Source organism: Paludibacterium sp. (genome assembly GCF_019232825.1).
In the GTDB taxonomy this organism is placed as follows: domain Bacteria; phylum Pseudomonadota; class Gammaproteobacteria; order Burkholderiales; family Chromobacteriaceae; genus Paludibacterium.
In genome coordinates this window covers 24,621-31,154 of the sequence record NZ_JAFAND010000055.1, presented here as the reverse complement: position 1 = coordinate 31,154, position 6,534 = coordinate 24,621, and the positions used below count along the sequence as shown (strand labels likewise).

The following is a 6,534-nucleotide window of genomic DNA, read 5'->3' as shown; positions in this document are numbered from 1 at the left end:
ATGGTAATGCACTTCCTTCCTCCGCCACAAACCGCCGCCAGCGTCAGCAGCGATTGCTGACGTTGATTTCGGTGCTGTGCGAGCCGCGTCAAACCCAGCGCGACCCCGCGGTCTGCCGCTTGATTTTCGATAGCCGGCTGAATTGGGCGTCGGCGCCGATTGACGCCGAGTCGTCCTGGCTCTATCTCACCAGCCAGGCGCGCACCAGGGAGGTGGCGGGATGCTTGGTGCTGACCGCTGATTAAGCCCTAACCGGAGGCGGGGGCCGCAGCGCCCCCGAATCGAGCGAATAGCTTACCCAATGACGACTGAATTCAACGATGGCGGAGACAAGGTGCGCCTGTTTGTTTACAACAGTGAGATGAACACCTACTATCTGAACGATCCAGCCCCTAGCAGTAAGCCACCCACTTTCATCCAGGGTGTGCCGAACCTTGGGGCTTTCCTTTTGCAAGGAGAGGGAAGTCGGATCTTGCTCTGCTACTGACGACTCCCCACTCCCTTCAGCTAAATCAGCTCAACGCGTACGGCTGATACGCCGGCCGCCACATCGTCGCGTCGATGGCCTCGGAGATCTGCCGGTCGGTCATCTGCGGCATCACCCCTTCGGCGCGCGCCTGACGCGCCACGGCCAGGGCCACATGGCGCGACACCTTGCGCATGTCGGTCAGCGCCGGCAGCAGCTTACCGCCCTTTTCGGACAATGCGGGCGACAGCTCGGCCACCGCGCGCGAGGCGGCGATGAACATCTCGTCGCTGATGCGGCGCGCGCCGCAGGCGATCACCCCCAGGCCCACGCCCGGGAAGATGTACGAGTTGTTGCACTGGGCGAAATAGTGACGCTCCCCTTGATGGTCGAACGGCTCGAACGGGCTGCCGGTGCCGACGATGGCGCGGCCGTCGGTCCAGCGCACGATATCCGCCGGCTGCGCTTCGACGCAGGAGGTCGGATTCGACAGCGGGAACACCACCGGCCGTTGGCAATGGCTTGCCATCTCGCGGATGACCGCCTCGGGGAAGGCGCCGGCCTGGCCGGAAACCCCCACCAGCACGGTCGGATGCACATTGCGCACCACGTCGAGCAGCATCGCCTGTCCCGGCTGATCCACCGCCCAGCCGGCAAGCTGCGCGCTGTCTTGCGCCCAGGCTTGCTGGAACGGTTCCAGATTGTCGGTGCGCTCGGTCACCAGACCGCGGCGGCCGACCACGTAGAAGCGGCGCCGCGCCTCGGCTTCGGACAGCCCTTCCTGCACCATGGTGCGCATGATCAGGTCGGCGATGCCGATGCCGGCCGAGCCGCCGCCGAGAATCACGATGCGCTGCTCGGTCAGCGGCACGCCGGTTTGCTGCACCGCCGCCAACAGCGTGCCGGCGGCGATCGACGCGGTACCCTGCACGTCGTCGTTGAAGGTGCACAGCTGATCGCGGTACTTCTCCAACAGGCGGGTGGCGTTGTTTTTGTGGAAGTCTTCCCACTGCAGCAGCACGTTCGGCCAACGGCGCTTCACTGCCTGCACGAAGGCATCGATGAAATTGTCGTACGCTTCGCCGCGCGCGCGTTCGTGGCGCGCGCCCAAGTACATCGGGTCATTGAGCCGTTCCGGGTTGTTGGTGCCGGTGTCGAGCATGATCGGCAGCGTGGTGGCCGGATCGATGCCGCCACAGGCGGTATAGATCGCCAGCTTGCCGATGGGGATGCCCATGCCGCCCATGCCCTGGTCGCCCAGGCCGAGGATGCGCTCGCCGTCGGTGACCACGATGCAGCGCACGTGGTCCAGCCGGTCGCTGGCAAAGATCTCGTCCAGACGGTCCTGGTCGGCCATGCGCAGGAACAAGCCGCGCGGACGGCGGAAAATATGACTGAACTCCTGGCAGCCCTGGCCGACGGTCGGGGTGTAAATCAGCGGCAAAATGCCATACAGGTCGCGCTCCACCACGGCGTAGTACAGCGTCTCGTTGATGTCCATCAGGCTGCGCAGGTAGACGTAACCCGCAAGCGCGTCCGGCTGTGCGCGCAAGGTCTGCAGCGCGCGCTCGACTTGCTCGTCCAGCGTCTCCACCTGGGCCGGCAACATACCGTTGAGCCCCAGCATGTCGCGCTCTTCCTGCGTAAAGGCGGTGCCTTTGTTCAACAGCGGGTGCTCCAGCAATTCGTGTCCGCTGAGCGCCACGGTTTTGACTTTCACAGTGCTACACATTTTGAAACCTCGTTATCTGTTCGGATGAGAAATCGGTGGCCATGCCTTAAACGCCGACCAGCACCATGCACACGGTCAGCGTCAGGAACGACAGGATGGTGCCGAGAATGGCCGAGCTCGTGCTCTCCGCCTGCAGCGTGTCGTACTTGAGCGCGAACATGGTGGTCATGGTGGCCGTCGGCATCGCCGTCAGCAGGAAGGCTTGCTTGGCGTAGGTGCCGGTAATGCCGAAGACCAGGATCAGGCCCATCATCAGCGCCGGATGGAGAATGTTCTTCAGCAGGATGTTGATGCCGACCAGGCGGCTGAATTTGATGGTGAAGCTCGACATGATCAGCCCCAGGGCAAACAGCGATACGCCCGAGGTGGCGCCGCCGATCAGCGTCAGCGAGCGCTTGAGCATTTCCGGCACCGGGAAACCGGCGAGCGAGAACAGGATGCCGAACACCGGCGCGAACACCAGCGGCTTGGTCAGCACCTTCATCAGGATTTTGCCCAGGTTCTGCTTTTCGGCGCCGCGCGCGCTCATGAACCAGGTCACCACCGGAATCATGATCAGGCTGGTGCAGATGTTGCCGATGGCCACCGACAGCACCGACTCCTTGCCAAGCAAAGCGGTGAAGATCGGAATGCCCATGAAGGCCATGTCGGGGAAGGCGCAGACGAAGGCGCCCTGAGCGCTTTCATGGCTCTGATGGCCAAGCACGAATTTGTAGATCGCGAAGCTGATGGCGTACATGCCCATCAGGCCGAGCCAGAACGCCAAAACGAAGTTGCCGTTGAACAATTGCGCCGGCTTGCTGCCCGCGGTCAGCAGAAACAAACCACAGGGGAAACTGAAGTTCATCACGAACGTCGCCAGCGTGCTGCTGTGCTTTTTATCGACAATGTTCTTGTAACCGGCGAGCCAGCCAAGCACGATGACGAACGTCACCGGAATCAGTGACAGAAAGATCTGGTTGAGAGAGGCAAACATGGGTAACGCTCCTGTTTTGTGCTGTGTGTGTGGTTGACAAGTCGAGGCTTGTTCACCTTGCTTACAGCACGGCGCATGCCAGCTCGCGCAGACGGCGCACAGAAACGCCAATTACTTGATAAATAAATAGATTATTTTTAATATCGCTTGGATGGCACCGGAGAATTGTCGGTTTTCCGACAAACCGCCGCTGCGAATGTCGGATTCCCGACAGCGAACAATGCCCAGGGCACGAACAACAATATGTCTCAAAACACGCAACCCACCGCTTTGCGAAGCATCCGCCCAGTACGCAGTGCCGATTGGCCCGCGCTGGAGACCCTGTTCCTCGATGCCCGGCGCCAAGCTTTCCACTGGCAGTCGCCGGAACGCTTTCTGCCAGGCGATCTGCGCCAGCAAACCGATGGAGAGACCTTGTGGGTGGCGGAAATGGACAACGGCCGCCTCGGCGGCTTCGTCAGCGTCTGGACCGAAGACGACTTCATTCACCATCTGTTCATCGCGCCCGACCTGCAAGGCCGCGGCATTGGCCGAGCGCTGCTCGGCGCGCTGCCGGACTGGGGCCGGCGCCGCTATACGCTGAAGTGTCTGGCGCAAAACGTGCCGGCACTGAGCTTCTATGCCGCGCAAGGTTTTCACGCGCAAGAACGCGGCCACGGAGAGGACGGCGACTATTGGCTGCTGGCGCACCCCGCCAAGGCGGACCACCCGGCCGGCACGCCATGCGTTTCGCCTGGCGGCCCACTTTGCTAGGATGGCGTTTTCCATTACCGGCATCACACCGTGTTTCTCGCCGCCCCGCCCCGCCGCCCGCTTGACGCGGCCACCCTCGCCGCCCTGCTGCTGATCCTGTTCAATCCGCTCGGCATCGACCTTTATCTGCCGGCGTTGCCGGCCATCGAACAGCACTTTCAGGCGAACGCCTCGGCCAGCATCAGCGTGTTCATTTTCAGCTTGGGGCTGGGCCAATTGCTGTTCGGGCCGCTGGCCGATCGCGTCGGCCGCCGCCCGGTGGCGCTCGGCGGCTTGGCGCTTTACGCCGCGAGCGCTTGGCTGGCGAGCCGCAGCACCGCGCTCGCGCCGTTTCTGCTGCTACGGCTGGTACAGGGGCTCGGCGCGAGCGCCAGCGCGGTCTGCGCCTTTGCAATCATTCGCGACCGCTTCAACGGCGATGCCGCCGCGCGTCGCTATAACCTGCTCAATGGCGCGCTCAATATCGTGCCGGCCCTGGCGCCGACATTGGGCGGTTGGCTGACGCTGCAATGGGGGTGGCATGCCTGTTTTTGGTTTCTGGCGGCCGCGGCGCTCGTGGCGGCGGGAGGGCTCGCCGCCGCCATGCCGGAAACCCGCGTCGCGCATCCCGCCGATAGCGCGCCGTTGCCGCTTTCGCACGTGATCGCACACCCGGCCATGCGGCGCTTCGGCTTCTGCTGCGCGTCAGCGCTCGGGCTGATCGTCAGCTACGTGACGCTGGCGCCGGAGGTGCTGATCGCTCGCGCCGGCCTCGACACCGCCACCTTCGGTCTGCTATTCGGCGCCAATGCGCTGTTGATCATGGCAGCCAGCTTCATCAGCCTGCGCACCATCGGCCGTTTCAAGCTGCGCGCGGTGGTGCGCACCGGGTTGCTGATCATGTTGTCGGCGGGGGTATTGATGCTGGCGCTGTCACGCCAGACCGGCGCTTGGCACTATATGCTGCCGGTCGGGGTGCTCGGCGTCGGCTTCGCCTGCGCGCTAGGTCCGGCAGGCAGCATGGCCATGGCCCCATTCGGCGCCATGGCCGGCCGCGCGGCCGCGGTGCTGGGTTGCGGCCAAATGCTGTTCGCCGCCGTGTTGTCGGCGCTGTTGGCGGCGCTGCCGGTACCGGGCGAATGGGCGCTGGGCGCCGCCATCATCCTGCTGTCCGCGCTCTGCCTGCGGCTGACGGCGCGCCCACTGACTTAGAATCTCTAACAAAAGCACCGGCCAGGCATCCGCCCGAGTTTTGTAGCGTGCATTCGCCGCAGGCAATGCACGTCTTGCGCGAGCCCACAGGCCGTGCGTTGCTTCGCGAACGCTCGCTACCCAACCACGGAATGTGTTCTGTTAGAGATTCTTAATCCGTCCTTGGCAACGGCTGCACCTGACGCAAGCGCAACGCCAGCGCCAGCCCGCCCAGCTGAATCAGCCCCAACAGCATGATGACGCCGGGCCAGGCGTAGGCGCCGTAAGCCACGCCGGACACCGAGCCGATCACGCTGCCGCCAAGGTAATAGCAGGCCAGATACAGCGCCGAAGCCAGCGCCCGCCCTTGACGCGCGCGCAGCCCCACCCAGCTGCTGGCCACCGAGTGGCCGGCGAAGAAACCAATGGTGCATAGCGCCAGCCCGGCGATGATCGCGACCAGGCTCGTCGCCAGCGTCAACGCCAAGCCGGCCAGTACGATGATCTGGGTCAGCCACAGCACATTGCGCCGCCCCAGCCGGTCGGACAGACGGCCGCCCCAGGCCGAGGCCAGCGAACCGACCATGTACAGCGTGAACACCAGGCCGATGACGCCGGGGCTCAACGAATACGGCGGCGCCGCCAGACGGTAGCCCAAATAGTTGTATAGGCTGACGAAACAGCCCATCAGCACGAACGAGGTCAGAAACAACAACGGCAGGCCGGCATCGCCAAGATGCGCGCGCGCGTCGCGCCACATGGCCCCCAGCGAACCGCGCGACGGGCGGAAATGGCGCGACGGCGGCAAATTGCGCCAGAAGACCAGCGCCGCCGTGACGCCCAGCAAGCCGATCACCACCAACGCCACGCGCCAGCTATAGCGCTCCACGACCAGCGCGGCCAGAAAACGGCCGCTCATTCCGCCAAGCGCATTGCCGCCGACGTACAGCCCCATGACGCGGCCGAGCGACGCCGGCTCCATCTCCTCGGCCAGATAGGCCATGCCGGTGGCCGGCAAGCCGGCCAGCACCAAGCCGATCAGCGCGCGCAATACCAGCAGTTGGCCAAAACTGGCCGAGAACGCGCAGACCAGCGTCAACAGCGCCGACACCATCAGCGCAATCACCATCAGCGGCTTGCGGCCAAAACGGTCGGCCAGCCAACTGGCCGGCAGCAAGCCGAACGCCAGGCTCGCGGTGGCGGTCGACACCACGCCGCTGGCGTGGGCGGCGCTGATGCCGAATGCTTGGCTGAACTGCGGCATCAGCGGCTGCAGGCAATACAAAGTGGAAAAGGTGCCGAAGCCGCCGGCGAACATGCCGCGCGCGGTACGCCAAAAGGCCGGCGTGCCGGCGACCAGCTTGCCGCCGGCCGGACTGGAAACGGAAGAAGTCATGGGCGATACGGTTGCCGCGGCCGGCCGGACCGGCTCGCGGG

At 64.4% G+C, this 6,534-nt stretch carries 6 protein-coding genes; 3 read left to right on the top strand and 3 right to left on the bottom strand.

Annotation, left to right across the window (positions count from 1 at the left end; genetic code table 11):
• Positions 1 to 245, top strand: a 245-nt coding sequence (locus JOZ06_RS07105) for a hypothetical protein (protein WP_293230570.1), incomplete at its 5' end; no start/stop codon positions are given.
• Between the two features lie 267 nt (positions 246 to 512).
• Here the strand turns inward: JOZ06_RS07105 and JOZ06_RS07100 are convergent.
• Together JOZ06_RS07100 and JOZ06_RS07095 are read right to left on the bottom strand one after the other, a co-directional pair.
• Entirely contained in the window at positions 513 to 2,198 is a 1,686-nt protein-coding gene (locus JOZ06_RS07100; protein ID WP_293230569.1) for an NAD-dependent malic enzyme, read from the bottom strand.
• A 46-nt stretch (positions 2,199 to 2,244) separates the two neighbouring features.
• Positions 2,245 to 3,174, bottom strand: a complete 930-nt coding sequence (locus JOZ06_RS07095; RefSeq protein WP_293230566.1) for an AEC family transporter — start codon at positions 3,172 to 3,174, stop codon at positions 2,245 to 2,247.
• A gap of 243 nt (positions 3,175 to 3,417) precedes the next feature.
• On the opposite strand from JOZ06_RS07095, the gene JOZ06_RS07090 reads away from it, so the two are divergent.
• Both JOZ06_RS07090 and JOZ06_RS07085 read left to right on the top strand, forming a co-directional pair.
• The gene (locus JOZ06_RS07090; protein ID WP_293230563.1) at positions 3,418 to 3,927 is read left to right on the top strand and encodes a GNAT family N-acetyltransferase; all 510 of its coding nucleotides are present in this window, start codon (positions 3,418 to 3,420) and stop codon (positions 3,925 to 3,927) included.
• Positions 3,928 to 3,957: 30 nt separating this feature from the next.
• Complete coding sequence (locus JOZ06_RS07085) at positions 3,958 to 5,118, top strand: multidrug effflux MFS transporter (protein ID WP_293230561.1); 1,161 nt, start codon at positions 3,958 to 3,960, stop codon at positions 5,116 to 5,118.
• Between the two features lie 151 nt (positions 5,119 to 5,269).
• On the opposite strand, the gene JOZ06_RS07080 is transcribed toward JOZ06_RS07085, so the two are convergent.
• A complete protein-coding gene (locus JOZ06_RS07080) occupies positions 5,270 to 6,493 on the bottom strand; it encodes an MFS transporter (protein ID WP_293230558.1) in 1,224 nt (407 codons plus the stop codon).
• Positions 6,494 to 6,534: the final 41 nt, after the last annotated feature.